Source organism: Streptomyces sp. SA15, from assembly GCF_002291145.1.
Taxonomy (GTDB): Bacteria; Actinomycetota; Actinomycetes; order Streptomycetales; family Streptomycetaceae; genus Streptomyces.
The window spans coordinates 49368-75773 of sequence record NZ_NTGE01000017.1 but is presented as its reverse complement, the minus strand read 5'-3'; the positions used below and the strand labels follow the sequence as shown (position 1 = coordinate 75773).

Here is a 26406-nt window from a genome sequence, read left to right as displayed (position 1 = left end):
GGCGTCACGGAACGCGCTGGCGTCGGGGGGCGCGGAGGCGCCACGGAACGCGCTGGCGTCGGGGGGCGCGGGGGCGTCACGGAACGCGCTGGCGTCGGGACCGCCGAAGGCATCGACGCGCACTCCGAGGACGGTCTCCCACTCCGGCTCGGGGCGGGCCTCGGCCGTGGTGCGGACAAGGGCGCCCTGGGAGCGGAGAAGACGTGCGACGGCGTCGGCGACGACGAGGGCGCGGACTTCGTGGGGGGCGTGGAGCTGCACGAGCTGTCCGGTCGGCCCGTCGGCGTACCCGTACCGCGGCCCGCACCGCAGGATCTCCTCGACGAGGGCGACGGACGACGTGTTCCGCAGGCTGATGTTGAGAAACCCGGGCCCGGTGACGACGACGTCGGTGACACCGTCGCTGCCGAGGAGCCGGGCCTGGAGGATCTCGGCGACGCGGCGGGGCGGATGCCCGGCGGGGCGGGCGAGCTGAAGAGCGATATTGGTGGCGTAGTCCCCACAGCCACCGGGCCCGGGCACGGTGACCACGGCCCGCTCCGGAACGGTCACGCTCAGCTCCCCTTCGTCGACAGCGCGACGCACCGCGCGCAGCACGGTACGGGAGAGCTCGACGGGGGTCACGGGGACAAGCGTAGGCGAGGAGGGGGGTGGGTAGGCGAGCAGGTTTGGTGGGGTCCGGGATGTGGACGGTCAGGCACGGCAGCCGACTGCCCCGGCGCTTCAGCGGCCGGTCCGGCCGACGGTTCAGCGGACGGTCCGGCCGACGGTTCAGCGGCCGGCCCGCTCGGCCTCCCCCGTACCGAGGACGCTCCCGAACACGGCCCCGCCCACGGTCCCGCCGTGCGCCGACCGGTCCATCGGCCCTTCCGTCGGCACGGCACCCTGCTTCCGCTCGTTCCGCTCGATCAACTGCCGTACGAGTCGTACGAGTTCGGCGGGCTCGAAGGGCTTGGCAAGGAAGGCGTCGACGCCGACGTCGAGGCCGGTCTCGACCTCGTACTGCGTACAGGCGCTGACGATGGCAAGGGGAAGGTCACGGGTCCGAGGATCGGAACGCAGCCGCGCGGCGGTCCGCAGCCCGTCCAACCGGGGCATGACGACATCCAGGGTGACGACATCGGGCCGCACCTGATGAACGACATCCAGACACTCGGCACCATCGGCCGCGGTCACCACCTCGATGCCCTCCAGCTCGAGATTGACCCTGATCAGCTGCCGGATGACCTTGTTGTCGTCCACAACAAGCACCCGACCGGACGCGCCTGGCACAACTCGAGAGTAGGTCGGGACCGGCCATCGCGTCCGGGTTTTACCTACTTCTGACCCGTGCGAGGACGCTTCCGCTCCCGGAGGCGCCCCCACCATCCCGCGCGGGCCAGGGCTGACCTCCTCCCGACGCCAGGAAACCCGTTCATGGACACCCCGACGGAGCTGGTAGTGTTCTACCCGTCGCAGCGAACGCCGCAGCCGACATGCCCCCGTAGCTCAGGGGATAGAGCAACGGCCTCCGGAGCCGTGTGCGCAGGTTCGAATCCTGCCGGGGGCACCGGAAATCAGGGCCCTGAACTGCAGAAAGCAGTTCAGGGCCTTTCTTGTGCATGCCAAAACGCACACGGCCACCTTGGCCATGACCACTCGGTGCAGCAAGCCTTCGACCTGCGACTTCATGGCGCCAGGCAGACGAAATCCCAAATGTCCGATCCCACACGATGGCGTCGCGTGGGACATTCGTGGGACGGGAAAGCCGCAAGGCGGAGCCGCCACCGGAGGACACATGCTGTGACCTGCGCGTTTGCCGACAAGGACGATCGGAGAACATCCGGACGAGCAGGCCGTTTGACTTTCCCGGGTCAGTGCTGGGCACGGCTGTGATCAGGCGTTTCATCGAACGTCACGCTCACTGCTCACGCGGATGCTGGTGTCGGCACCACGACGCGGCTGGTTACGGCATGCTGGACGTATGAGCAGGTACGCAGCCGCGAGGATCTACGCCCTCCCGGAGTCGCTCGACGAGTTGGTCGGGCCGACTTCCGGCACCGTGACCCTGCCCCGGCACATCGACTGGGGTCCGCACTACGAGTACGACCTCGCCGACGAGGCCGACCTGCTCCTGATGTACGAGCGGGTGATTCGCGAGGCCCAGTCCCCGGCCGACCTGCGGGCGTACCTGAACGCCGAGCTGTTGCGCCGGCACTGGAGCGACCTGTTCCTGCCCGCTCCGGCCCGTGCGGCCTGGCAGGCCCGCTTCCACGAGCTCTCACCTGCGGCGGCCGCAGCGTAGTGGACGAGCTACACCGCAGACTGATCCGCATCGGGCTCGACACGCTCGCCGACGACTTCGGCTACGCCCTGGCAGGCGGCTACGCCGTCCAGGCCCACCAGGTCGTCAACCGCGTCAGTGACGACGTCGACCTCTTTGCTCCGATCAACCGGGCCACCACCGAGATGCCCGCAGCCACCGAACGCGTCATCGCCGCCTACGAAGCCGCAGGCTTCTCCGTGGAACTGGCCCACCAGAACTCCGAGCACACCTACACCCGGTTGAACGTCACCGACCCGGTCAGCGGTACGCAGAACAAGGTGGAACTTGTCGCCGAGTTCCTCAACCATCCGCCCGTGCCCTCCGAGCTCGGCCCGGTCCTGCACCCTGACGATGTCGCCGCCGGGAAGACCACCGCTCTGGACGGCCGGGCCGAGGTCCGCGACGCCATCGACGTCGACGGTCTCCTCAAGGCCGGATACACCCGCGAACGCCTGATGGAGCTGGCCAAGCAGAACGACGACGGCTTCGATCCGCGTATGTTCGCCGACTCACTCGCCCGCATCCAGCGCTACACGGACAAGCAATTCGCCGCCTACGGCCTCACCCCCGCCGAGGCCGCAGCGCTACGCGAGCGGTTCGCCGACTGGCAACGCCAGCTCATCGCACCGCAGAACGAGAACCCGGCCCAGTAGCGAGCCAGGGCATCTCCGGAGTACTCAGAAAGTCCCGTTGCCTGGAAGAGGGAGTTCAGTCGTATTCGTCCAGCAGAGCCTCGATGCGCTGGTTGGCGATCGCCGCCGTCCGTACAGGCACTTGGCATACTTGGTCATGAGGACCTCGACACTGTTGCCAGCGCGTTCCGCGACCTCCGTGGGGTCAACGCCAGCGTTGAGCCAGGTGGACAGGGCCGAGTGCCGCAGGTCGTAGGGGCGAGCCGCAAGTGGAGTGTTCAGCAGGCCGGGCGGCAGGGCCAGTTCCCGGGCTTCGTGCCAGACGCGGTCGTACGTACTGGAGGCGAGGACGCCACCGCGTTCGTTGAAGAACAGCCGCCCATCATCAGCGGTACCGAAGGTGTCGACGCTCTCCCGCCACAGCGCCACCAGTTCGGGCGGCAGCGGCACCGGTCGGGTGTCCCCCGGCGGGCGGCCCTTCAGACCACGCTCGTCATGGAGGCACCCGGTGTCGGTCCACTTCTTGCCCGCCTGGGGCCGAGTAACGTGCAAGAACACTCTGCCCCAGCCCTCCGCCGCGACGTCCTCGGGCCGCAGCCCGGCGTAGTACATGCCGGCGAACAGCCCCACCAGCCGCCGTCCGCGGGCCCTCTCGTAGTTGCCGACGTAGGAAACGGCGTGGAGCAGGGAGCGAGCCTGGGTGGGGTTGGCGACCACCCGCGGATCAACCTGCTTGACAGTCTTGGCGATCCGCCAGTTGACGTTGGCGAGCGGGTCGTCCCGCAGTCCACCTTGCTCGATCGCGTACCGCACGGCGTTCACGAGGGTCATGCGCTTGTGCCGCTGGGTCTCGGCCGCTGCGACCGTGCCGTCCTGTTTCAGTCGCAGGGATTGCAGCACAGTCCGCATCACGGCCGGATCCATCAGGTCGGCCAGCGGGCGTGACGCCCTCGCTACCCAGCGCAGAGTGAGTCGTATGTCCGGGGGCGCCGTGTGCAGCTCTGGCCGGGGCAGGACGAACGCCCAGTTTCGAAGCGCCTGCCGCAGCATCTCGTCACTCGGGCGCCCCCGCACGTCCCGGAGCATCGTCAGAGTGATCGCGCACAGGGCGTCATTGGTCTCGTTGCGCGTCTTCGCCGCGACCTGCGGCCAACGCATCTCCAGGTATTCAAGAGCAAAGGCGTACCAGCTGATGGTGACCGTGCAGCGGCCCGCCCCTGCAGTGGCCAGCGAATCTTCCGTGTCCAGTCGGACCGCCCGGACCAGCGCTGCACCGAGTTCCTCGGCCAGCGCCTTGGCATCCGTCGCACCTCCTGCGGAACGATTTCTGCCTGACTTAACCGCGATCACCGTGCTTCCATCACGTCTGCTTCTGGGGACGCCTCGTGTATGCGATGCCGAACTCCTCATGACATCCACCACCTTCCAGACGAGGTAAACCCAGAAACCCCGGAGGCAATAGCGCCCTCGATCGGCAGCATCTGGTTCTGGACAGCGAGGGTTGACCAAGGACGCTCTGGGTGACCGCATAGTCACCGAATAGCTCTCCCTGGCACGTACCGACGACCTACGAGTGGTGAGTGGTCGCCTCTACAGCCCCCTGAGTGGAGTGGCTCACCCTCGGATCAACCGCCGACCCGGGCATGGGCCCGCTCTCGCTTCATCATCGAAACGGTCACCGAATCCACCGCCACCAGGCGCCGCCCTCGTCCCCGACGCTAGCCTGCACAGCCACAAGCACGCCCTCGCCGAACCCGATCACGTCACGATGCTCGCCTCACGCCCCACGTGGGGACGAGTCACCATCGAGGTCTGATCCCGTCTTACCGGCACTGAGAAGAGGACGGCCAACCGCTGGAGCACTGCCGGCGACGCAGCTACGTCTGGCCGGGATTGGACGTGCCGGGCTCAAGTGCTCCTCCGGACGGCCTGACCGCCCTGTGTAACGGAGCACACCACCGGTTGCTTGATCTGAACGACTGGTCAGCGCCAGAGAACGGCTGGCTACGCAAGTCCTGCCCGCCAGGCTCGGACGGACCTCACTACGACGCCACGGTCGCAGTGGGAAACGCCATCTCATGGGAGCGGCCTTGCAGGAGCGCTGGTTCGTCGGCATCGAGTTTCGCCTGAACGTGAACTTCGATCTGATGCGACAGAGGACCTTCTGGGACGGAATGCGCCCCAGAGGTACGGCTGGCCGAGCTGATGCGGCGGCGCCACAACATCAACAGGGTTTGATCTAAGGTGCTCATCAGTTAAACGAATTACGGAAATGGGGGGTTCGTCGCATGGCCCGGGTCGTCGCGGTCCACGGGGTTGGCAAGCAGATGCTGGGCGAGGGCAGCCTCCTCAAAGAGTGGTGTCCCGCGCTACAGGACGGTTTGCGTCGCGCTGGCCGACCACTGCTCTGCGAACATGAGTTGGCCATGGCGTTCTACGGTGACCTGTTCCGGCCGCCGGGCAAGATGCTCGCGGTCGGCGACCCGTTGTACACCGCAGCTGATGTGGACGCCGGTCTCGAACAGGAGTTGTTGCTGTCCTGGTGGCAGGCAGCGGCAGATGTGGACGCGGGTGTCTCCCCGCCGGGGCTGGACACGCTGGCACGCACGCCACGTTCAGTGCAGGCCGCCTTGCGTGCACTGTCGCACTCGCGGTTCTTCTCCGGGATTGCTCTGCGGGCGATGATCTTCGATCTCAAGCAGGTCCGCCGTTACCTAACAGATGGTCAGCTTCGGCGGATGGCTAGGGAGCGGGTCGCTGCGTTGATTGGTGCAGACACCCAGGTTGTCGTCGGACATTCCCTGGGAACCATTATCGCCTACGAGGCACTGTGCGCCCTGTCCAACCATGGGGTCCGGGCGCTAATCACACTGGGGTCGCCGTTAGGCATTCCGATGATCTTCGATCGGTTGCTGCCCGAACCCGGCCGCTGGCCTGGGGCCGACACTCTGACCTGGACAAACATCGTCGACAGCGGTGATGTTGTAGCCCTGGTAAAGGACCTACGGCCTCAGTTCGGCCAGCAGCTTCGCTCTGCGCTGGTGCACAACGGTTCCCATGCGCATGACGCCACTATCTACCTCACCAGCTCGCTCACTGGTACCGCGATCGCCGAGGGCCTCGATGCCACCTGAGCCGCGCAGGTATTTGATCGCCACCGCAGTCGCCCACTACAAGGAACAGCCTGAGTGGAACCGTCCCGGGCTGGTCGAGGCGCGGCAGAACATCATCGACCTGTTCACTGACCGCTTCGGCTACCAGCATGTCAGCGATCTCGGCCTTGACCCGACCGAGAGTCAGCTGACAGAAAGACTGCGGGCCTTCTGCAAGTCACCCGCGCGTCACGAGGACGACTTGATCGTCGTCTATATCGCGGGCCATGGCGAGGTCCTGGACGAGGAGGACGGCGGCGGTCACGTTCTCTTGACCTCAGAAACCGATCCGAACGACATTGCGGACGCATTGCCCACGGAGACATTAGCCCGCAAAATGCTGGCGGGCACGCGAGTGCGCCGCCTGCTGTTGATGCTCGATACCTGCTATGCGGGACAGGGTGGCAACGAACTCGCCGCTGTGGCCTTGGAACGGACAAGCCGTCGATGGAGCGCACAGCCCGGCTCCGGACTGATCATCCTCTCTTCCGCGCAACCTCTGCAGCAGGCCGAGGCTGGAGCGTTCCCACGGAGGCTGGTACGGGCCGTTGACAGCTTGATTACTGCCGGTCATGGCCCCCGCACGCTGGCGCTGGACGCGGTCGTCCAACAAATGAACGCGGCCCCTGGCTACCAGCATGTCAGCCTCCTCCAGGTCGGACTTGCTGGAGAGACTCCTCCGTTTCTGCCTAACCCCCGGCATGATCCCGACCTGACTGAAGTCGACCTCTCCGTACAGCAGGAAGCAAGCTGGAGGCGTCAGGCTGACCTACGCGACACCGAGTTGCAGAGCCGCTTCCTGGTGCGTGCCAGAGCCAGCCGAGGTACTGACCGAACGGCCTGGTGGTTCACCGGGCGCAGCACAGCGCTCGCCGACATCGCTACCTGGCTCAGACACCCGCCAGGACAAGTGACTGCACCAGCCTTGGCGGTCACCGCCGGTCCCGGATCAGGTAAGACGGCCCTGCTAGGGCTCTTCGCCGCCCTCGCGCACAGCGAGCTGCGCCACACCGTACCCACTCACGCTCTGGGCCTCAAACACTGTGTAGAGCAGGCGGCCAGTTATATCGACGTCGCCATTTACGCCCAGAGCCAGACAGACCAACAGGTGCTCGCTGGCATAAGCTCCGCCGCGAAGGTGAACGCCCCCACGGTCGGGAGGCTTCTCGAGGCCCTCAGCGGACGGGGCAGGCCCCTTACCGTCATGGTGGATGCTCTCGACGAGGCGGCATCGCCTGAAACCCTGTGCGTCACAATCCTGCGCCCGCTTATCCAACACTCGAACGGCCGCATCCGTCTGCTCCTGGGCACCCGCCCCCACCTGCTTCCGCAGCTGGGACTGCAGCGCCATGAGCAGATCGACCTTGACGCAGAGCGCTATGCCGATGCCGAGGCCATCCTCGCCTATACGATCCGCAACCTCGTCAGCGCCAATCCAAAATCCCCCTACCGTAGGCATTCACTCTCCGCCTGGCTGCCGATCGCCACTGAGGTCGCAAAGGCAGCAGGTCACTCATTCCTCATCGCACGCATCACTGCTGGCACCCTCGCCGCCACCCCGCACGTCCCCGATCACCGCGACCACAACTGGCGGAGCAGCCTGCCCCGGCATGCTGGTCATGCCATGGCCCACGACCTCAGCGTTCGCCTCAGCGTGGACGCGGATCGCGCCACAGATCTGCTGCGCCCACTTGCCTATGCATATGGACAGGGTCTCCCGTGGGAGGACGTGTGGGCTCGCTTGGCGACGACAATAAGCGGACGCTCCTATACGGACGAGGATATCCAGTGGCTGCGTCGGGTAGCCGGTTCTTACATCATTGAAGCCGTCGAAGATGACCGCTCCGCCTACCGTCTTTACCACCAATCCCTCGCTGAATACCTTCGCAGTGGCATTGATTCCACCGCAGTCCACGCCGCCTTCGTGTCGACGCTGACCAGCCGCGTTCCGCAGGCCGTCGACGGCGACCTGAACTGGAACCATGCTCACCCTTATACACTTCGTAATCTGGCTGCCCACGCCACTCAAGGTAATGTCCTGGACGGCATTCTTAGGGAACCTGAATTCCTCGTCCATGCTGCCCCGGATGGCCTTGCCCCTTATCTACGCCAAGCTCAGACTGAACTCGGCGAATTGAGCTCGGCGGTATACCTCGCTTCTATCGGGGTCCATCGACACCTTGCACCGAATGCTCGCCGTCGCCTCTTGGCTATTGATGCAGTGCGCTACAACGCCAATCTGCTCGCCTCAGCCCTAAAGAGCCGAATGGATCCGGAAACTTGGCGACCTGTCCACGCTACCGGCGGAGACGTGTCTCCGGCACTCATGAATACCCTGGTCAAGCATGAAAGTTCCGTGTACCGGGTAGCGTGCACCGAGCTGGACGGGCGTCCGATCGCTGTCACCACCACTGACGGGGAAGTGTGGGTCTGGGACCTGCTCTCCGGGCGACTGAGAGGAACCCCCCTCGCCGGGCACGCCGACGCAATAGTAGATGAGCTGGCGGTCCTTAGCGTGGACGGCCGACTTGTTGCCGTTACGGGCGGGCACGACGGCACGGTGCGGGCATGGGATCTTATAGCTGCACAACAGATCGGCGAGCCGCTGGTTGAGAAATATTGGGTTAGTGACATTGCATGCGCGACGGTTAATGGGCAGCCGATCGTCATCGCGGCAGGCGATGACGGGACAGTACGGATGTGGGACCTGGCGACCAGACAATCGATCGAAAACCGGCTCGCAGGGCATCGAAGTAAGGTGTCGTCGATTGCGTGCACGATAGTCAATGGGCGGTCCGTCGCCGTAACTGGAGAGGAGAATGGCACGATTCAAGCGTGGGATCTCGCATCAGGGAGATCCTTCGGTCAACCGCTCATCGGACAGGACCGTCGACTGTTCTCAGTCACGTGTGCGACGCTGGATGGCCGGGCGATTGCTATCTCAAGCGGAGGCGGCATCGCAGAGGTCTGGGACTTGGAGGCCGGACGACTGGTCGGCGAGCCGTTCACCCCCCACCATGACAGTTCTGGGCCGATAGTGGAAATTACCGATCTGGACGGACACTGTACTGCCCTGACCAGCGGTGATGACGGCACAGTACAGCCTTGGCGTCTGGCCACGAGAAAACCCATCGGCGATCTTCTCGTTGGGCACGAGGATTTTGTGAACGACATCGCGTGCACCGAATTGGAAGGTCGCCCTGTTGCCGTTACTGGTGGTTCTGACGGCACAGTTCGAGTGTGGGACCTCGCGAGCAGACGTTCGGTGGGAAGTCCGCTTACCGGGCACCGTGAGATTGTTTTCGCCTCAGCGTGCGCAGATATCGAGGGCAGGCCGGTCGCCATCACCGGCGCTCGAGACGGTGTGGTAAAGCTGTGGGATCTCACCTCGGGGAGGTCTATTGGTGAACCGCTAACCATCGCACGCGGTGAGGTGCAGGCGGTGGCGTGTGCCGTAGTCGCTGGGCAACCCTTGGCCGTTACCTGCTCCTATGGCGGTGCGGTTCAACTGTGGGACCTGGCCTCCAGGAGGTTCGTAGGTGAGCTACTCGGTACTGGCAGCAGTGATGTCTCGGCGGTGGCGTGCGCCACGGTCGACGGTCAGCCAATTGCCATCACCGGTAGACGAGATGGCACGATACAATTGTGGGATCTGAGCTCGAGGAAACCCATAGGCCAGCTGCCAACGACCGCGCGCGGTGGGGCACGGGCAGTGGCATGCTCCATGGTCGATGGGAAGCTAGTCATCATCGCCTGCGGCACAGACGATCGGGGGCGGGTGTGGGCCTCGCTTTTTCAACAAACCATCGACGATATTCTGGACGGCAGCGATGGCGTGGCGGAGTGGTGCGACGCCATGTTGCCGGATGAGCGATCAGTCGCTAACTCAGACCTTGAACACAAAGTGCTGGTACTCGACATAGCTTCGAAGAAGCCAGGCGACCATGGCGACTCGCTGAACGATGTCACCTGCGCCCTAATGGGTGGCCGACCTGTAGCTCTCACTGGAAGTACAGACGGCACTGTGCGCCTATGGGATTTGATTACTCAACGCTGCTTGGACACGTTCCTCCTGCCCGGTACGTGCACAAGTCTGGCAGCAAATGACAACTTTCTCATAGCTGCCTTCGGGGCAGATATTGCCGCCTTCGAGAAATTTCACTAAATGAGTTTTTCTGCACTGTCTCTCCAGCGTGAGAATGGAAGCGGCGATGGACATCATTCGATTGGGGCTGCTGCGTGACCTGCAGAAGGTCAACCAGGACCCGCTGCCGCTGACAATCAACCCGAGGATCTCGCGGTGACCGGTGGCGGAGATGCAAGTGGCGATGACCACGGCCTGGGACACGATCCGGTAGTTGCCGCGAGCCTTTATCGGGCCATAAAGGACTAACTAGGGTATTTCATCGTCGTTGGCTATTTGCGGGACGGTCGGCCTGACGAAACGTCACATGGGCTACTGACCTGGGAGAACGCCCGGGAAGCCCACGTCCTCCGGAGCCGTGTGCGCAGGTTCGAATCCTGCCGGGGGCACTCCGGAAAAGGCTCCTGACCTGCAGAAACACGGGTCGGGAGTTTTTGCGTCATGCCAAAACGTACACGGCTTTTGACCGTTGCTCTTTTCGGCGCACACACCTCTCCACACACTGTGGATAACCTCTTCCGTTGGCGGGCTTCCGCAGGTCAAAGACGCATGACCGGGCGTTGGATCGCCTCGCTCACCAACAAATGTCGTCCGTTCCGCGTCGTGGGAGTCCGGGCGCCGGCATCCCGGGCAAAACGGCGTGTGACCTGCCTTGATGTGACCGACAGCACGCGGAAACGCACACGGTTTGGTGGCTCGACAGGAATTCCTTGGACTCTCACGTTCCGCCAGGACGGAGACCACCAGTGGGGCATGCGGACGTCCATCAGCACGACGGCCGGGCGCAGTTCGGCGGCCTTGCGGACGGCCTCGACGCTCCATCCGCTGCCGCCACCGGTCCCGCGCCGACGGCTCCGTCGTCGAGGGCCGCTCGTTCCCGCATGCCCACCCAGACCTTGTCGTGCACAACTGCGGCTGATCCTCAGTGCACGATCCGGTAGCGGTGTTCGGGACGGCCGGTGGTTCCGTAGCGAAGTTCGAGCCGGACCATGCCCTCCCGTACGAGGTACGAGAGGTACCGCTGGGCCGTGGCACGGGAGACGCCGGTGAGTTCGGCGGCCTGGGCCGCGGACAGGGCGTCCTGAGCGGTGCGGAGGACCTGGTGCAGGAGGGCGAGGGTCGGTGCGGAGTGCCCCTTGGCCGGGACGCGGGGGACGGCCGGTGGCCGGGCGGCGCTGAAGAGGGCGTCCACGTCGGCCTGATCGGTTCGGGGGGCCAGGCCGAGGATGTCCACGCGGTGCTGGAGTTCGCGGTAGGCGGTGAGCCGCTCGGCCAGGTCGGCGGAGCCGAACGGCTTGACCAGGTAGCCCACCGCGCCGAGTTTCATGGCGGTCCGTACCGAGGTGATGTCCCTGTCGGCGGTGATCATGATCGCGTCGGGGCGGGCGCCGCCCTCGTCTGCGCTGAGCTGCCGCAGCACGTCGAGTCCGTTGCCGTCCGGCAGGAAGACGTCGAGCAGGAGCAGGTCGGGGTGGAGGGTACGCACGGCGTCCAGCGTCTCGGCCACGGTCGCCGCCCGGCCGACCACTTCAAAGCCCTCCACGCGGGCCGCGTAGTCACAGTGGATGTGGCTGATGTGGAAGTCGTCGTCCACCACCAGGGTCCGGATCATGCGCGGTCACCTCCTGTCGGCGAGGCCGTCGTGAACTGTGCGTCTCGTGGTACCGGGGTGGCGTCCGGCAGCGGGAGTGCGACGGTGAAGACCGCGCCCGGCCCTTCACTGACCTCGATCGTCCCGCCGTGCCGCTGGGCCAGCCTGTGGACGAGGGCCAGCCCCAGCCCGCGCCGGGCGGTGCCCCGGTCGGGCCGGGTCGACCAGCCGTCCTCGAAGATCGATTCGGCGGCACCCGGCGGAATCCCCGGGCCGCTGTCCGCGACCCGCACCAGCACCTGGTCGACAGCCTCGATCAGCGAGAGCTCGACCTCGCGGCCGCCCGCCGGGGCCGGTCCGCCGGCCGCGGCGTCGATCGCGTTGTCCAGGAGGTTGCCGACGATGGTCAGCAGCCGGCGCAGATGGGGCGGGTCCTCGCCGAGCGCGGAGTCGTCGCTGAGCACCACCTGTACCCCGCGTTCCGCGGCCACCGTGGTCTTGGCGACGATCAGCCCCACGAGCAGCGCGTTGCCGATCCGTTCGCGTACGGACTCGGTCAGCGCCTGGTCGGCACCGGCCGACTCGACGGCGTACTCGAAGGCGGCGTCGTGGTCGCCGATGTCCAGCAGCCCGGCCACGGTGTGCATGCGGTTGGTGAACTCGTGCTGCTGGGCGCGCAGGGCGTCGGTCAACCCGCGCACCGAGTCCAGTTCGCGCAGCAGCCCGATCAGCTCGGTGCGGTCGCGGACGGTGACCACCGCGCCCAGTTCACGGCCGTGCAGCGTCACCGGCATCCGGTTGACCACCAGGCAGTGGTGGTCGGTCAGCACGCTGAGGTCGGTGCCGGTCAGGGTGCCGTCCAGGGCGCGGCGCAGCCGACCGTCGGGCAGCACCTCCTCGAGCCTGCTGCCGAGCGCCGTGCCGAGGCCGAGCAGGTTGCGGGCCTCGTCGTTGACCACGGTGATCCGACCGTCGGGAGCGAAGGCGATCACGCCTTCCCGGATGCCGTGGAGCATGGCCTCGCGGTCCTGGAGCAGTCCGGCGATCTCCTCCAGTTCCAGCCCGAAGGTCGACCGCTTCAGCCGCCTGGCCAGTAGGAACGCGGCCGCCGAGCCGACCGCGACGGCGATCGCGGCGTACAGGCCGAAGGTGGGCAGCTCCCGCCACAGCTCGCCGAGCACATCGCGTTCCGGGATGCCGGCCGAGACCTCGCCGACCAGCGTGCCCGTGGGCCCGTACAGCGGAGCCTTGCCGTTGGCGGACCGCCCGGTCGCGCCCTGGTCGGAACCCACGTGCGGGCGGCCGTCCAGCACCACGATCGGATCGCCCACCGGCTCGCCGATCAGCGCCGGGTCGGGGTGCGAGTGGCGGATGCCGTGCAGGTCGATCACGACCACGTATGACGCCCCCGACGCCTTGCGGATCCGTTCGGCGACGGTCTGCACGATGCCGTTGCCGCCCCCGTGCGCCACGGCCTGCCGGATCTGCGGCTCGGCGGCCGTGGTCTGCGCGATGTCCAGTGCCCGCTGCTCGTAGGCTCGGTCGATCTCGGCCCGCTGGGCGAACGCGAACAGGACGAAGCCGATGGCTCCGGTGAGGGTCAGGATGACCAGCTGACTGGCCAGGATCCGCGCGGAGAGCCTCCCCTTCCCTCCGCGGCCGATCCGGATACGGATGGGCATCACAGGTGCCTTCACCCTTGTCGTGCTGCCGGGCCCGGCCCCTGCGCCGTACCCGTGGTGGCGTGATTGTGTCCCACCACGGGCATCCTGCCCACCCCCTGGCCTGCTGAGCAGAACGCGCAGAACCCCTGTTAACACGACTAACGCGAGATACGTGTGAAACAGCGACGTAACACTGCGGCGGGCTTTAGCGTCTGCCTTCCTCGACCTCCGAGGTGAGGAAAGGAGACGGCCTCAGATGGCTTCGCGAAACGATGTCGCGGTGAGCCCAGGCGCCGAGAAAGTCGGCCGGGACAGCGCGCGAGTCGAGATTTCAGGACTCACCAAACGGTTTCTGACTCCTGCGGGTGAGGTGTTCACGGCGCTGCGGGACGTCTCCTTCACAGTGGAGCCGGGCCAGTTCTGCGCGGTGGTGGGCCCGACCGGCTGCGGCAAGTCGACGACCTTGAGCATGGTGTCCGGGCTCGACCGGCCCAGCGAGGGGTCGGTCAAGGTCGGCGGCCGTGAAGTGGACGGCGTCGCCGACGGCGTCAGCTTCATGTTCCAGACCGACGCGCTGCTGCCCTGGAAGACCGTCCTCGGCAACGTCCTGATGGGCCCGGTCTTCCGCGGCGTCCCCAAAGAGCAGGCACAAGCCTCGGCGCGCGACTGGCTGCGCCGGGTGGGTCTGACGGGGTTCGAGGACCGCTACCCACACCAGCTCTCCGGCGGTATGCGCAAGCGCGTGGCGATGGCCGCGGCGCTGATCAACGAACCCAAGATCCTGATCATGGACGAGCCGTTCGGTGCCCTGGACGTGCAGACCAAGGCGATCATGTCGACCGAGCTGCTCGGCCTGTGGGAGCAGATCCGTCCGTCGGTCATCTTCATCACCCACGACCTCGACGAGGCCGTGGCGCTCGCCGACCGGGTCGTCGTCATGACGTCCAGCCCCGGCTCGGTCAAGGCGGTCTTCGACATCGACCTGCCGCGCCCGCGCGGCGCGGTCCAGGAGATCCGCTTCCAGCCTCGCTTCATCGAACTTCAGCACCAGATCTGGGAAACGCTGCGCGAGGAGGTGGAGCGCGCTTACGCCCGCACCGCAGGAGGTACGGCATGAGCACGACGTCCGTTTCCGCCGGCTTGGTCAAGGACGCCGCACCGTCCGCGGCCGCGAACGCCGCCAAGCGCGCCGCCAGGCAGCGCGTCGCGCTGGTGTGGGCGGGCCGCATCGGCCTCGCGGTCTTCGTCATCGGCGGCTGGCAGGCGTTCACCGCCTGGGGGCTCGTCGACCCGTTCTTCTTCGGGCAGCCGTCCGGGATCGCCCAGCGGCTGGTCGACCTCTTCCGGCACGGCACCGAGTTCGGGTCGTTCTACTCGAACATCTGGACCACGATCCAGGAGGCGCTCGCCGGCTTCGCCCTCGGGGCCGTCACCGGGGTGGTCTTCGGCGTGACGCTGGGCCAGAGCCGCTTCCTCGCCGATGTGCTCGGCCCCTACATCAAGATGGTCAACGCGATCCCGCGTATCGTCCTCGGCTCGATCTTCATCGTCGCGTTCGGCATCGGCGTACTGCCGAAGATCCTGCTCGCCGCGGTGCTGGTGTTCTTCATCGTCTTCTTCAACGCCTTCCAGGGCGTGCGTGAGGTCGACCGGAACATCCTCGCCAACGCGAAGGTGCTCGGCGCCTCGCAGACGCAGATCACCCGGCACGTCATCGTGCCGTCGGCGCTCACCTGGATCATCGCCAGCCTGCACAGCGCCTTCGGCTTCGCCATCGTCGGCGCGCTGGTCGGCGAGGTGCTCGGCGCGCAGAGCGGCCTCGGCCTGGTCATCAAGACCGCGCAGAACAACTTCGATCCCAACGGCGTGTTCGCGACGATGCTCGTCATCTCGGTCATCGTGCTCGGCGCCGAGTGGCTGATCGGCAAGCTCGAGCACCGGCTGCTGTCCTGGCGCCCACCGGCGCCGTCCGAGGCCAACTCCCTCTGATGTCCCCGCACTTCCCCCTCCTGCATCTCAGAACCTTCAGCAAAGGAATGTGGTCAGCCATGTCCAGACGATCCGCCGTCGCCGCGTCCGTCCTCACCCTTCTCGCCCTCGGCTCGGTCAGCGCCTGTTCCAGCACCTCGTCCGCCGGGAGCGGCGGTGGGGGTGGCACGCCGACCGTCAAGCTCATGGCCGGCGGCCTCGACAAGCAGATCTACCTGCCGTACCAGCTCGCCCAGCAGCTCGGCTTCTACAAGAAGTACGGCGTCAACGTCCAGCTGAGCACCGAGCAGGACGGCGGTGTCGGCGCCGAGGAAGCCATGGCCTCGGGGCAGGTGGACATGGCGGGCGCCTGGTACAACCACACGATCGAGTTCCAGGCGAAGGGCAAGGCGGTGGAGGACGTCGTCCAGCTCTCCGGCGCGCCGGGCGAGCGCGAGATGTGCACCAAGAAGTCGGGCGTCCACTCGGGCGCCGACTTCAAGGGGAAGACCGTCGGCGTCACCGACCTGGGTTCGGGCACCGACACCCTCACCCAGTTCCTGGCCGCCAAGAAGGGCGTCAAGAGCGACCAGTACCACCGGATCGGGGTCGGCGCGGGCTCCACCGCCATCGCCGCGCTGCAGAACGGCAAGGTCGCCTGCGTGATGACGACGCAGCCGACGGTCGCCGCGATCCAGAAGAAGGGCGTCGGTACCTCCGCCATCGACCTGGCCACCACCTCCGGCGCCACGGCGGCGATGGGCGGCGCCTATCCCGCGGCCAGTGTGCTCGCCCGCACCGACTGGGTGAACGCGCACAAGGACACGGTGCAGAAGGTCGTCGACGCGCTCGTCGCCACCATGCACTGGATCAACACCCACAGCGCGGCCGACATAGCGAACAAGCTGCCCGCGTCGTACGTGTCGAACCAGTTGGTGACCAAGGCCGACTACATCTCGGCCCTGACCGAGGACAAGGGCCAGTTTCTCCCGGACGGCCTGATGCCGGCCGGCGGCCCGAAGACCTCGTTGGCGACGGAGCAGTTGGTCGGCAACGTCAAGTCGTCGGTGAACCTCAGCAAGACGTTCACCAATGACTTCGCCATCCAGGCCAACAAGACCGAGGGTTTCAAGACCACCACGACCCCGGCGGGGCCGAACGGCTGAGCCTGCACCGCTCATGGTCGGCCGCCCGGGCGCCTGTCACCCGGGCGGCCCCCGCCACGAGCGCGCCCTGCCCGGCCACCGCTCGTCGGTTCGGTCCACGGTGGGCGGGGCGAGGCCGAGGTCGTAGGCGAGTGGCCTGGGCGGCCGAGCCGGGAAAGGGGCGAAATCGGTGAGCGACGCGGCACACGGCGAGGTCGCCGGGACCCGGCCGCGGGCGCGCGGGAGCTGGAGAGTGGTGTCCTCGCCGCTCTGTGGGCGGCCGATGAGCCGCTGACGGCAGGCAGGTGAGGGATTAGCTGCCAGGGGACCTGGCGTACACGCCAGTGCTGACGATCCTGTCGCGGCTGTACGACACAGGAGCATCGCCGCTGACGCCGTACACCGCCGGCATCCCGCTTGCCGGTTCCACAGCCCGGTGACCGGCACGGCTGGAACCATGAGTTCGGCCGCTGCCCACCCAACGGCAGGTGTCACGCAGGTCGCCTTCATGGAGGCTTCATGCGCCGAACCGTACGGGCCTTGTGAGGCGCCTGTTGTCTTAGGGGTCCTTGCGGGCATGGCGGTGGGTGAGGTGGGCGCGTTCGTGGGCGATCAGGACGCGGCGCTCGGCGGGTCGCAGTGCCGCGAGCGTGGCGGAGGTGACCAGGATCCGGCCGGGAGTGCCCGGGATGGCGAACGCCTGGGGAGTCGGAGAGGCGGCGACGAGTTCGGTGCCGGCCGGATGACCCACACACAGACGACGCATGGCCCGGCGGGTGGCACGCTCGGTACGGATCGTGCGGCGAAAGCGCCAGGCGATGGCCACGAGGACGGCCAGAGCGGCCACGGCGACGGTTTCGGGAACCGGCTCGGGCAGGCGCCGGCCGGCCGCACGGGCGTCGGCGACGACCGGTGGCACTTGATCGACAAGGTGGCGGCCAGCAGGATCAGCGCCCAGGTGGTGGCGGCCGCGGTGAGGACCGCCGCCGCGGTCGGGACACGGGCCGTCGGCGCGGGCGTCACACGCCTGCCGACCTGCGGGCTGACGGCGGCCAGCAGCAGGGACAGCAGCAGCGGCGTGTAGACGTCGATCCGCATGGGGTCTCCTCACCGGGATCCGTCATGAGCCGCTTTCGCCGAGAAGGTCGCGCAGGGCTGCTTCCTCCTCCGGGCTGAGGCGGGTGACGAACTGCTGGAGCGCGGCGATCGGGTCAGGGCCCCGGTCGAGGAGCTGGTGCATCGCCTCGGCGGTCATCTCCGCGGCCTCCTTCGCCGGGCGGTACGCCCCGCGCCGGCCGTCCGCGTCACGGACGACGAGCCCCTTGTCGTGCAGGCGTTTGAGGATGGTGTGCACGGTGTTGTAGGCGAGGTCGCCGCCCAGGTCGGCCTGGATGTCAGCCGGAGTGAGGGCCCGGTCCGTCGCCCAGAGGGCGGCGAGGACCTCGCTCTCCAGCTCGCCCGGGCTCCGCCGCTCAGCCCTGCCACGGGGCGTTGTGTCTGTCATGTGCGCCACCTCATGGCTCACGCTTCTTCCTTACCTTCCTCGACCCTACAGCTTGTAGGGTAGGGCGGACCCTACAAGCTGTAGGGCTGGAGGGGGCACGATGACAAAGACCTCCGAGGCCGTACTCACCCGCACCACACGGCACGGGCCGCCCCCCGTCGTGGCCCGCCCTCGTTGGCACGTTATGGGCGAGAGCTGGTGGCTCGCGGCCGTCGCAGGCGCGTTCACACTGGCCCAACTCACCCTCGTGCGGCCTGGAGTGGGCCTCGGCTGGGACGAGACGGTGTACGTCAGCCAGGTCAGCGCACACGCGCCGGCGGCGTTCTTCAGCGCGCCGCGCGCCCGCGGCATCTCGCTGCTGGCCGCCCCGATCGCCTCCTGGTCGTCGTCCACCCCGTTGCTGCGGGTCTACCTGGCGGTGCTGTCCGGCCTCGGTCTGTACTGGGCGCTGCGGGCCTGGCGGGAGCTGTTCCCCGTGCGGGTGCTCGCGGGCGGCGGGGTGCTGTTCGCGTCGCTGTGGATCACGCTGTTCTACGGCCCGCAGGTGATGCCCAACTACTGGGTGGCCGTCGGTGCCCTCGCGGGCGTGGGTTTCTTCCTGCGCGCCCAGGCCGACCGCAGCCGGAGCGGTCCGGTTTGGGGCGTGGCCGCGAGTGCGGCGCTGATGGCGTGGATGCGGCCCACCGACGCGGTCTGGGCCACCCTCCCCCTGCTCACGCTGCTGGTCTGTGTCCGTCGCCAGTGGCACCTGCGACTGTTGCTCGCCCTGATCGGTGGACTGGCGGGCGGGGCTGCCGAGTGGATCGTCGAGGCGTACGTCAGCTTCGGCGGCGTGGGCGCGAGGCTGGCCGAAGGCTCCCGCGTCCAGGGCGGACTGGGCTGGCACCTCGCCGTCGGCGACCAGCTGCGCAGCCTGGGCGGACGCGCCCTGTGCCGCCCGTGCACCGGGGCGATGCCGAACCCCGCGGTGACGGCCTGGTGGTTCGTCCTGCCGCTGCTCGCGACCCTCGCGCTGATGGTCGCGGTGCGGGCCCGGCGCACGGCGGCCACGCTGGTGCCGCTGGTGTGCGCCGTGACGGCGGCCGTCCCCTACCTCTTCCTGATCGGATATGCCGCACCCCGCTTCCTGCTCCCTGCCTACGCGCTGCTGGCCATCCCCGTCGCGGACGCCCTCGCCCACCTGATGACCGCACCGAGCAGGCGGTGGCGGCCAGTGGTCGTCGGCCTCGTGGCCGTCGGGCTGGCCGGTCATCTGGCCGTGCAGTACGCGGTGTTGCAGGCCACCGTCTCCCGCAACACGACCGCCCGCCAGGACTGGACCCGCGACGTCGCAGACCTGCACCGTCTCGGGGTACGGCCGCCCTGCCTGCTCACCGGGTACGACGACGTCCCGGTCGCCTTCTACGCCGGCTGCGCGTCGGCCGACACCGGCGGCCACAACGCCGACACCACCGGCGAAGCCCTCACCCGGACCGCACACCGGATCCCGGTCGCCGTCCTCACGACCGGCAGCGCCCGCCCGCCGTCCTACGCCCGCAACTGGCCCCGGTACCAGCTGCGGAGCGGATACGCGTACGTTGCTCCCACCGCCGCGCGGGAAAGGCAGGGCTCGTGACCCCGCCCGTCATCCCGCCCGTGACCATCGGCAGACGGGTCCCGTGGCACACGGCGGCGGCGCTCATCGTCGCCGTGTGCGCCGCCGGTCTTGTCGCGCGCCACTGGCCCGCCCTGGATGCCGGTGCCGACAGGCTGGCCGTCGCCGACCGGGGCTGGCTGCTGATGGCGGGTGTGCTGGCCACCCTGACGTGGGCGTCCTCGGCTCTCGCACAGCAGGGCGCGGTCCGCGAGGCGCTGCCGGCCGGGCGTCTGGTGACCGCGCAGTTCGCGGCGTCCGCCGCCAATCACCTGCTGCCTGCCGGGCTGGGCGCCGGCGCGGTCAATCTGCGGTTCCTGATGCGCTGCGGGCTGCCACCCGCCCGCGCGGCCACCGCGCTCGCGGTCAAGAGCACCGCCGGAGCCGCCGCTCGGGCGGTGCTGGTCGCCGTGTTCGCCGTGCTGTGCCCCGGCGTGCTGCGGCTGCCGTCGGTGGGCGCGGGGAAGCTGCTGGCCGCGGGCGCGGTCGTGGTGGCCGTGCTCGCGGCTGCCGTGGTCGTGACGAGGACGAGGCTGCGGCGCTGGCTGGCCGACGCCGTGGGCGATGTACGCGCCGTCCACGCGAACCCGCCGCGGGCCGCGGCCCTGTGGGGCGGCTCCCTCCTCTTCGCCGCACTGCACACGGGGGTCGTGATCGCCGTCGTACGCGCCCTGGACGTGTCCCTTTCGGCGGGCGCGGTAGCCCTGGCGTATCTCGCCGCGAGCAGTGCCGCCGTGCTGCTGCCGACCCCGGGCGGCCTCGGTTCCCTGGACGCCGCCCTCGCCTGGGCGCTGACCGCCGCCGGAGCCCCGGGAAGTGCGGGTGTCTCGGCGGTGCTCGGCTACCGGCTGCTGACCGTCTGGATCCCACTGGTCCCCGGACTGCTGGTGCTGGCCGTGATGGTGCGCAGGAAGGCGTTGTGAACGCGGTCGGGGACCGGCACGGAGGCCGCGGATCAGGCGTTCGTCTCAGCCGGTCCAGGGGGCAGCAGCAGCGTGAAGGTCGCGGGGGCGGTGCCCGCCAGGACCAGCCGGCCGCCCGCCGCGTCGGCCAGCTCTCCGGGCGGCGCCGGTCCGACCGCAACGGCAGTCAGGATGTGTTCAGGTTCCACGTGACACGTTCAGCTGCATGACATCCGAGACATCTGAGACTTCCGGGATCCCGCTGGTCCACGGCCTCGCCGCTGCCGCGCCCGGCCACCGCCGCCGTTCCCGCCCTGGTTGGAACAAGGTTCCCGAGATCACCGTGTACTTCTGGGTGATCAAGGTGCTGTGCACGACGGTGGGCGAGACCGCGGCCGACCTGCTCAACGAGAAGGCCGGCCTCGGCCTGACCGGCGTGTCACTGCTGATGAGCGTGCTGCTGGCGGCCGTACTGGTCGTCCAGTTCCGCACCAGCGCCTACCGCGCGGGCGTGTACTGGCTCGCCGTCGCCCTGATCAGCGTCGTCGGCACCCTCATCAGCGACAACCTCACCGACAACATGGGCGTACCGCTGGAGGCCAGCACCACGGTGTTCGCGATCGTCCTGGCGGTCGTGTTCGTCGCCTGGTACCGCAGCGAGCACACCCTGTCCATCCACAGCGTCGACACCACCCGCCGGGAGTCCTTCTACTGGCTCGCGGTCCTGTTCACGTTCGCCCTCGGCACCGCCGCCGGCGACCTGGTCTCCGAGCGCATGAACCTCGGATACTGGCTCGCCGCCGTCCTCTTCGCGCTGGCCATCGCCGCAGTCGCCGTCGCCCACTTCGCACTCGGCCTCGACGCGGTGTGGAGCTTCTGGATCGCCTACATCCTCACCCGCCCGCTGGGCGCCTCGGTCGGCGACTACCTCTCCCAGCCCACCGGCGACGGCGGCCTCGGCCTGGGCACCGTCGTCACCAGCGCACTGTTCCTCACGGTCATCCTCGGCCTGGTGGTGTACCTGGCGGTCACCCGCAGGGACGTCATTGAGCCGGAGCCGCAGCACGCGCCAGCAGCGTGACCGCACGCCCACCTGCGGGCAGCACGGTAGCCCGCAGGCAGGCCGGCCAAGGAACCGTGCGCCGGGTGCGTGTCCGGCGTGGTAAGACACCCCACTCCACAGCGGAGCGGGCCAGGCGCCGCGCCAGCGGCAGCCCAGGCCCGCTCCGCCGTGTCCGTCGTCCGTGACGGCACGGCGGCCGGGCGGGAAGAGCTGTCCGACAACCGCGAATCGGCACTCCGGTCCGTCGTCGGTGACCTCGAAGCGTACGCCGTTGGCTGCCGGGCGAGCACGGACGGTGACGTTCGGCCGGGGCTGCCGCAGGGCACCGACGACCAGCGGGCTGACGACGCGTTCGATGAGGGCTCTTGGCATTACTCACAAGTCGGCTCCCCGGTCAGTTGCCGCTGCTGCCACAGCGCCGCGGATGCCCGGCAGCGCGTCCACCGAGGCGCTCGGGCCGGTTCGGCGGTGAGGTCGTGCTGCGGAAGCGTTCCTTGAAGGCGGCCCTGCACTGGGTGCGCTGGCCGGTCGTGACCCGTACGGGTCACAGCGCGCGTCCACCGCCAGCCAGGTCGGGGCACAGGTACAGGCGAGATCACCATGTCCCGGGCGAGCGGCTCCACGGGAGAGTCCGGTGCAGAACGGACGCAGTCAGCTGCGAGGCCCGAAACCGGTCAGTGGCTCTCCTCTCCCTGGGCAACCTCGACCTGGTGATGGAAGGCGAGCACACCGGTTGCCCCGGCGCAGACCGACAGGACCGCGCAGGCGGCGAGGAGAAGCGCAGTACAGCGCGTGGCGCGCGAGCCCCCCTCGGAGGGCGTGAGGAGGGCGGCGACGCGTTGGGGAACGGGACCGGTCGTCGCCGCGGGTGCGAAGTCGGGGCGGGTGGATCGGGAGGCTTGGCCGGCGAGGGCGGCCCGGGCGATGGCTGTGGCGATCAGGCGCCGATCGCCGAGGACGGTGGCGGCGGCCTCGTCGGCCGCCCGCTCGGCGGCGAGCCGGATGGTGGCCCGGATGGTGCGCAGGGCGGGGTGGCAGTGGGCGGCGAGTTCGGCGGCGGCCAGGAAGTAGTGGTGACCGGCCCGGTTGTGGGCGCGTTCGTGGGCGAAGAGGGCTTCGCGTTCGCCGGGGCCGAGGCTGCGCAGCATCGCGCTCGTGACGACGATGCGGTGGGGCCGTCCTGGCAGGGCGTACGCGTCGGGGTGGGGCGAGTCGATGACACAGAGGTCGCCGGCGGCGGTGCGGCGGTCGGCCTGCGTGCGGGCGGTACGAAACAGGCGGGCCTGGCGGAGGGCCGAGCGCGCGAGAGTCCAAGCACTGAGGGTGAGCACTCCGACGGCCGCCATGGCCGCGGGGACGACGAGGAAGTCCGACGGCGTGCGCAGGGGGTGGACGAGTTCGCCGAGTGCCGCGAAGGCGGGCAGTTTGAGCAGTCCGATCAGGACCAGGGCACCGAGAGCGGCCACGCAGGCGCCCGCCAGGGCCAGCGCAGAGGCCGTGAGGACCCACAGTGCGGTGACGGGAGTCAGACGATCGAGGGTGCGGCGGGCCAACGCCGGCGCGAGGAAGGGCAGGAGCAGCGGTACCAGCAGCAGAGCGGTCATCGCTCCTCACCCTCCAGCAGCTGGCGCAGAAGCTGCTCGTCGTCGGGGCTGAGCTGGGCGACGAAGCGCGCCAGGACCGTCTCCCGGTCGGTGTCCCGGTCGAGTTCGGTGTGCATGCGCCGGGCGGTCAGGCCGGGAGCGTCCTGCACGGGGAAGTAGGCGTAGCCGCGCCCCTGGCGTTCACGGCCGACGACGCCTTTCTCATGCAGACGGGTCAGGATCGTCGTCACGGTCGTCCGGGCCAGTTGGGAGCCGAGTTCGGTCTGCACCCGGCCTGCGGTGAGCGGAGCCCCGGCGGCCCACAGGGCAGCCATGACGGCGGCTTCGAGCTCGCCCGCCGGCCGCCTCTCGTCTTTCGCGTCGGTCATGGAACGTTCCTCACCCCACTATCGTCTACAGTCCAGTAGACCGTCTACAACATTGTAGTCGCTTGTCGGGTGCCGGACCGCTGCATCCGATGGTCCGGACGAAGGGATTCTCGACGATGACCACACCCGTGCACCTATCGTCGCAGCTCGCTGTCAACGTGCTGGATGCCCAGTCACTGCTGTCCGCTTTCGGCGTGCTCGGCGTGGGCGTGGTGCTGTTCGCCGAGACGGGCCTGCTGATCGGTTTCTTCCTCCCGGGCGACTCGCTACTGTTCACGGCCGGCCTGCTGTGCACCGGCACCGCCGACCACGGCCTGAAGCTGTCACTCGCCCCACTGCTGGTCGCCGCCGCGGTGGGGGCCCTGGCGGGCTCGCAGTGCGGATACCTCCTCGGCCGGAAAGCGGGCGGCGCCCTGCTCGCCCGCAGCAGATCGGCCCGCCTGCACGAGGGCGCGCGACGGGCGGAGGAACTGCTGGAGCGCTACGGGTATGCGAAGGCGATCGTGCTGGCCCGCTTCGTTCCGGTGGTGCGGACAGTGCTGAACCCGATGGCGGGTGCGCTGGACGTACCGGTGCGGACGTTCACCGTCTGGCAGGTGTCGGGCGGGCTGGTGTGGAGCCTGGGGCTCACTCTGGCGGGTTACGCGCTGGGCTCCTCCGTACCGAACGTGGACCGCTATCTGCTGCCGACGGTCGCCGTGATCGTGGCCCTGTCCCTCATTCCGCTCGCCTCCGAGGTGTACCGCTCGCGCCGGGACGCGAAGGCGAAGGAGGCACGCGGATGATCCTCGCCTTCGACGGCTCGTCGATCGACGGCGCCGCCTACACCGAGGTGGTGGACCTTGCCCGGCACTCCCCTGCGTGGCTGGACGACACGGTGTCGGTCTGGTCGACGTACGGGCTTGGGCTGTTCGCCGTGCTCATGGTCATCGGCTGGTGGGGTGCCCGGCGGGTGGGCGTCACGGCCTCGGTGACAGCGCTCACAGTGCCGTTCGTCGTGGTCGTGGCCTACGGGGTGAATACGGGGCTGAAGCTGCTGGTGCGCGAGGACCGGCCCTGCCAGAGCCTGCACGTGACCCCGCTGGAGGCGTGTCCGGCGCCCGGCGACTGGTCCTTCCCCAGCAACCACGCGGCCATCGCCGCCGCGGCGGCCGTCGCCCTGCTGTTCGTCTCGCGCCGGCTCGGCGCGGTCGCCGTGATAGCCGCCTGCGCGATGGCGGCCTCGCGGGTCTGGGTCGGCGCGCACTACCCCCACGACGCGGCGGCGGGGGTCGCGGTGGGCACCCTGGTGGCGCTGCTCGCGATGACCGCGCTGCGGCGGAATCCGCAGGCCCTCGCCCAACGCATCATGGCCTCCCGGTTGCGTCCGCTGCTGGTGGCCACATGAAGCGCGGCGATCTGGCCGAGCTGGCCGGCAGCACCGGGCTCGGCGCGTGGACGGCGTTCGGCGTGCTGACGATGGTCGTCGTCGGCCGCGACGGCTCGCCTCAGTTCGGGGACAGCGACCTTCTCTCCTGGTCCGTCGGCCACCAGCCGGACATGGCCGTGGCGTTCGCCCGCGGGGTGACCGCCACCGGGACGGGTGTCGTCCCGTATCTGCTGGCCGTGCTGGCCGGAATCATCGCGGGGCGCACCCTGCGGCAGCGGATGACGGCCGTCGCGCTCTGTCTGGCCTGCCTCGGCGCGGGTCAGGCGCTGCGGTACGCGGTGATGACGCTCGTCGCCCGGCCCCGCCCGCCCCACGCGGACTGGGCAGCGCACGCCTCGGGGTGGGCGTTCCCGTCCGGTCACACCACCACCGCGGCCCTCACCGCGGGACTGCTCGTCATCGCCGTCCGCGTGCGCGGCTCGCGCGGCACGACCCTGCTCACCCTGGCCATCGGCGGTTGGGGCGCGCTGGTCGGGCTGACCCGCGTCTACCTCGGAGTGCACTGGTTCACCGATGTCGTCGGCGGCTGGCTGTTCGCCCTCGGCTGGCTGGGCGCGTGCCTGTGCGCAGTGGCCTGGTGGCTGCCCGAGCGATTGATACCCGGCACGACGGACACGGCACCAGAACCGAGGGAGGACCATGCGCCACAAGATCCTGGTCGTCGAGGACGATCACGCCCTGCGTGACGTGCTGGTGCGCGGACTGCGCGACGAGGACTTCGACACGGTGCCCGCGCCCGACGGCGCCACCGCCCTGCGCCTGGCCACCGGCGACATCGCCGCCGCCGTACTCGACGTCGGACTGCCCGACGCCGACGGGCGGGACGTCTGCCAGGCCATGCGCGCCAACGGATTCCTCTCCCCCATCATCTTCCTGACGGCCCATCACCGACTTACCGACCGCCTGTCCGGGTTCTCCGCGGGGGGCGACGACTATCTGCCCAAGCCGTTCCACCTCACCGAACTCGCCGCCCGCCTACGGGCAGCGGTCAAACGGACCGCACCACGACCCGCGACCACAGCGGGGGAGGTGGTACTCGACGCCGTCCGGCACGAGGTCAGTGTCCGCGGCACCCGGATCGCGCTGACACCGACCGAGTTCCGTCTCCTCGCCGCGCTCATGGCGGCATCCGGCGGCATCGTGCGCCGCCGCGAGCTGGTCCGGGCGGGCTGGCCCGAGGGCGCCCAGGTCAGCGACAACACCCTCGACCAGTACCTGACCCGGCTGCGCCGCAAGCTGCGCGACGCGGGCAGCGACCGCACGATCGGCACGGCCCGTGGGATCGGCCACCACCTGTCATGA

The 26406-nt window shown here is 68.6% G+C and carries 24 protein-coding genes, 1 tRNA gene and 1 pseudogene; 16 read left to right on the top strand and 10 right to left on the bottom strand.

Annotated elements, in window-relative coordinates:
* Window positions 1-624 (bottom strand): annotated as a pseudogene (locus CLM62_RS03120) (hypothetical protein); the annotation flags it as partial.
* Between the two features lie 147 nt (window positions 625-771).
* The gene (locus tag CLM62_RS03115) at window positions 772-1251 is read right to left on the bottom strand and encodes a response regulator (protein ID WP_095748322.1); all 480 of its coding nucleotides are present in this window, start codon (window positions 1249-1251) and stop codon (window positions 772-774) included.
* 226 nt (window positions 1252-1477) lie between these two features.
* Between CLM62_RS03115 and CLM62_RS03110 the strand changes: the two genes are divergently transcribed.
* The 3 genes from CLM62_RS03110 to CLM62_RS03100 all read left to right on the top strand — a co-directional run bounded on the left by CLM62_RS03110 (window position 1478) and on the right by CLM62_RS03100 (window position 2958).
* Window positions 1478-1549 (top strand) — tRNA-Arg (locus CLM62_RS03110).
* Between the two features lie 414 nt (window positions 1550-1963).
* Complete coding sequence (locus CLM62_RS03105; protein WP_095748321.1) at window positions 1964-2284, top strand: hypothetical protein; 321 nt, start codon at window positions 1964-1966, stop codon at window positions 2282-2284.
* A complete protein-coding gene (locus tag CLM62_RS03100) occupies window positions 2284-2958 on the top strand; it encodes a nucleotidyl transferase AbiEii/AbiGii toxin family protein (RefSeq protein WP_095748320.1) in 675 nt (224 codons plus the stop codon). Before CLM62_RS03105 ends, CLM62_RS03100 begins: the two co-directional genes overlap by 1 nt.
* Window positions 2959-2982: 24 nt before the next feature.
* Here the strand turns inward: CLM62_RS03100 and CLM62_RS03095 are convergent, their stop codons facing one another.
* Window positions 2983-4287: a site-specific integrase gene (locus CLM62_RS03095; RefSeq protein WP_257003638.1), complete on the bottom strand. Its 1305-nt coding sequence runs from the start codon at window positions 4285-4287 to the stop codon at window positions 2983-2985.
* Window positions 4288-5225: 938 nt separating this feature from the next.
* On the opposite strand from CLM62_RS03095, the gene CLM62_RS03090 reads away from it, so the two are divergent.
* A complete protein-coding gene (locus tag CLM62_RS03090; RefSeq protein WP_095748319.1) occupies window positions 5226-6071 on the top strand; it encodes a hypothetical protein in 846 nt (281 codons plus the stop codon).
* 13 nt (window positions 6072-6084) lie between these two features.
* Window positions 6085-10254 carry a WD40 repeat domain-containing protein gene (locus CLM62_RS49200; RefSeq protein ID WP_179381911.1) on the top strand — a complete coding sequence of 1390 codons (4170 nt, stop codon included), beginning with the start codon at window positions 6085-6087 and terminating at the stop codon, window positions 10252-10254.
* Between the two features lie 901 nt (window positions 10255-11155).
* Here the strand turns inward: CLM62_RS49200 and CLM62_RS03080 are convergent.
* Together CLM62_RS03080 and CLM62_RS03075 are read right to left on the bottom strand one after the other, a co-directional pair.
* A complete protein-coding gene (locus tag CLM62_RS03080; protein ID WP_095748318.1) occupies window positions 11156-11845 on the bottom strand; it encodes a response regulator in 690 nt (229 codons plus the stop codon).
* Window positions 11842-13506, bottom strand: a complete 1665-nt coding sequence (locus tag CLM62_RS03075) for a sensor histidine kinase (RefSeq protein WP_095748317.1) — start codon at window positions 13504-13506, stop codon at window positions 11842-11844. Before CLM62_RS03075 ends, CLM62_RS03080 begins: the two co-directional genes overlap by 4 nt.
* A gap of 238 nt (window positions 13507-13744) precedes the next feature.
* On the opposite strand from CLM62_RS03075, the gene CLM62_RS03070 reads away from it, so the two are divergent.
* Genes CLM62_RS03070 through CLM62_RS03060 form a run of 3 tightly spaced genes read left to right on the top strand, consistent with a single transcriptional unit; the run spans window position 13745 to window position 16622 of the window.
* Window positions 13745-14605, top strand: coding sequence for an ABC transporter ATP-binding protein (locus CLM62_RS03070; RefSeq protein WP_095748316.1), 861 nt, complete (start codon window positions 13745-13747; stop codon window positions 14603-14605).
* Window positions 14602-15477 carry an ABC transporter permease gene (locus tag CLM62_RS03065; protein ID WP_095748315.1) on the top strand — a complete coding sequence of 292 codons (876 nt, stop codon included), beginning with the start codon at window positions 14602-14604 and terminating at the stop codon, window positions 15475-15477. The genes CLM62_RS03070 and CLM62_RS03065 overlap by 4 nt, the downstream gene beginning before the upstream one ends.
* Window positions 15478-15536: 59 nt before the next feature.
* Window positions 15537-16622: an ABC transporter substrate-binding protein gene (locus CLM62_RS03060; protein WP_218835547.1), complete on the top strand. Its 1086-nt coding sequence runs from the start codon at window positions 15537-15539 to the stop codon at window positions 16620-16622.
* A gap of 538 nt (window positions 16623-17160) precedes the next feature.
* On the opposite strand, the gene CLM62_RS50975 is transcribed toward CLM62_RS03060, so the two are convergent.
* Window positions 17161-17520, bottom strand: coding sequence for a M48 family metalloprotease (locus CLM62_RS50975; RefSeq protein ID WP_257003637.1), 360 nt, complete (start codon window positions 17518-17520; stop codon window positions 17161-17163).
* 12 nt (window positions 17521-17532) lie between these two features.
* On the opposite strand from CLM62_RS50975, the gene CLM62_RS49680 reads away from it, so the two are divergent.
* Entirely contained in the window at window positions 17533-17685 is a 153-nt protein-coding gene (locus CLM62_RS49680) for a hypothetical protein (RefSeq protein WP_179381910.1), read from the top strand.
* Window positions 17686-17721: 36 nt separating this feature from the next.
* On the opposite strand, the gene CLM62_RS03050 is transcribed toward CLM62_RS49680, so the two are convergent.
* Window positions 17722-18105: a BlaI/MecI/CopY family transcriptional regulator gene (locus tag CLM62_RS03050; protein ID WP_095748331.1), complete on the bottom strand. Its 384-nt coding sequence runs from the start codon at window positions 18103-18105 to the stop codon at window positions 17722-17724.
* Window positions 18106-18205: 100 nt separating this feature from the next.
* Between CLM62_RS03050 and CLM62_RS03045 the strand changes: the two genes are divergently transcribed.
* Window positions 18206-19720, top strand: a complete 1515-nt coding sequence (locus CLM62_RS03045; RefSeq protein ID WP_095748314.1) for a hypothetical protein — start codon at window positions 18206-18208, stop codon at window positions 19718-19720.
* 20 nt (window positions 19721-19740) lie between these two features.
* Window positions 19741-20661: a flippase-like domain-containing protein gene (locus CLM62_RS03040; protein ID WP_257003636.1), complete on the top strand. Its 921-nt coding sequence runs from the start codon at window positions 19741-19743 to the stop codon at window positions 20659-20661.
* A 32-nt stretch (window positions 20662-20693) separates the two neighbouring features.
* Here CLM62_RS03040 and CLM62_RS49675 read toward each other — a convergent pair whose 3' ends face one another.
* The gene (locus tag CLM62_RS49675) at window positions 20694-20849 is read right to left on the bottom strand and encodes a hypothetical protein (RefSeq protein WP_179381909.1); all 156 of its coding nucleotides are present in this window, start codon (window positions 20847-20849) and stop codon (window positions 20694-20696) included.
* A gap of 17 nt (window positions 20850-20866) precedes the next feature.
* On the opposite strand from CLM62_RS49675, the gene CLM62_RS03035 reads away from it, so the two are divergent.
* The gene (locus tag CLM62_RS03035; protein ID WP_095748312.1) at window positions 20867-21721 is read left to right on the top strand and encodes a hypothetical protein; all 855 of its coding nucleotides are present in this window, start codon (window positions 20867-20869) and stop codon (window positions 21719-21721) included.
* 656 nt (window positions 21722-22377) lie between these two features.
* Here the strand turns inward: CLM62_RS03035 and CLM62_RS03030 are convergent.
* Window positions 22378-23307 carry a M48 family metalloprotease gene (locus CLM62_RS03030; protein WP_095748311.1) on the bottom strand — a complete coding sequence of 310 codons (930 nt, stop codon included), beginning with the start codon at window positions 23305-23307 and terminating at the stop codon, window positions 22378-22380.
* Complete coding sequence (locus tag CLM62_RS03025) at window positions 23304-23675, bottom strand: BlaI/MecI/CopY family transcriptional regulator (protein WP_095748310.1); 372 nt, start codon at window positions 23673-23675, stop codon at window positions 23304-23306. The genes CLM62_RS03030 and CLM62_RS03025 overlap by 4 nt, the downstream gene beginning before the upstream one ends.
* A gap of 116 nt (window positions 23676-23791) precedes the next feature.
* Here CLM62_RS03025 and CLM62_RS03020 point away from each other — a divergent pair, with 116 nt between their 5' ends.
* The 4 genes from CLM62_RS03020 to CLM62_RS03005 are packed head-to-tail and all read left to right on the top strand — an operon-like array spanning window position 23792 to window position 26406.
* Window positions 23792-24460 carry a DedA family protein gene (locus CLM62_RS03020; RefSeq protein WP_095748330.1) on the top strand — a complete coding sequence of 223 codons (669 nt, stop codon included), beginning with the start codon at window positions 23792-23794 and terminating at the stop codon, window positions 24458-24460.
* Window positions 24457-25062 (top strand): phosphatase PAP2 family protein, encoded by a 606-nt coding sequence (locus CLM62_RS03015; RefSeq protein WP_095748309.1) that lies wholly within the window; start codon window positions 24457-24459, stop codon window positions 25060-25062. Before CLM62_RS03020 ends, CLM62_RS03015 begins: the two co-directional genes overlap by 4 nt.
* Window positions 25059-25790: a phosphatase PAP2 family protein gene (locus CLM62_RS03010; protein WP_095748308.1), complete on the top strand. Its 732-nt coding sequence runs from the start codon at window positions 25059-25061 to the stop codon at window positions 25788-25790. The genes CLM62_RS03015 and CLM62_RS03010 overlap by 4 nt, the downstream gene beginning before the upstream one ends.
* Window positions 25744-26406 (top strand): response regulator transcription factor, encoded by a 663-nt coding sequence (locus tag CLM62_RS03005; protein ID WP_095748307.1) that lies wholly within the window; start codon window positions 25744-25746, stop codon window positions 26404-26406. The genes CLM62_RS03010 and CLM62_RS03005 overlap by 47 nt, the downstream gene beginning before the upstream one ends.